Source organism: Streptomyces sp. P9(2023), assembly GCF_032436795.1.
In the GTDB taxonomy this organism is placed as follows: Bacteria; Actinomycetota; Actinomycetes; order Streptomycetales; family Streptomycetaceae; genus Streptomyces.
The window spans coordinates 1-249 of the sequence record NZ_JAUPWM010000718.1 but is presented as its reverse complement, the minus strand read 5'-3'; the positions used below and the strand labels follow the sequence as shown (position 1 = coordinate 249).

General features: G+C 62.7%; 1 protein-coding gene. It reads left to right on the top strand.

The window, feature by feature from the left end; genetic code table 11:
- Positions 1-29: 29 nt before the first annotated feature.
- A partial coding sequence (locus tag Q5762_RS39220) for a hypothetical protein (RefSeq protein WP_315897098.1) occupies positions 30-249 on the top strand: 220 nt, incomplete at its 3' end.

Here is a 249-nt window from a genome sequence, read left to right as displayed (position 1 = left end):
TGCCCCTTGCTCCTTTCACGCTCACCAATATGCTCGCCGGAGCGTTTCACCTTAATTTCCGCGACTACATGATTGGATCGACCCTGGGCATCGTGCCGGGGCTGGCAGCGGTGATCCTACTCGGCAGCCAGCTCGGCGCGCTATTCACTGCCGCCTCCAAGCAGGAGTTGGCACTGGCAGTGGCCGGTTTGGTGGCGGGCATTGGCTTGCTTTGGCTACTCAAGCGCGTGGCGACTGCCCGCACGGCCA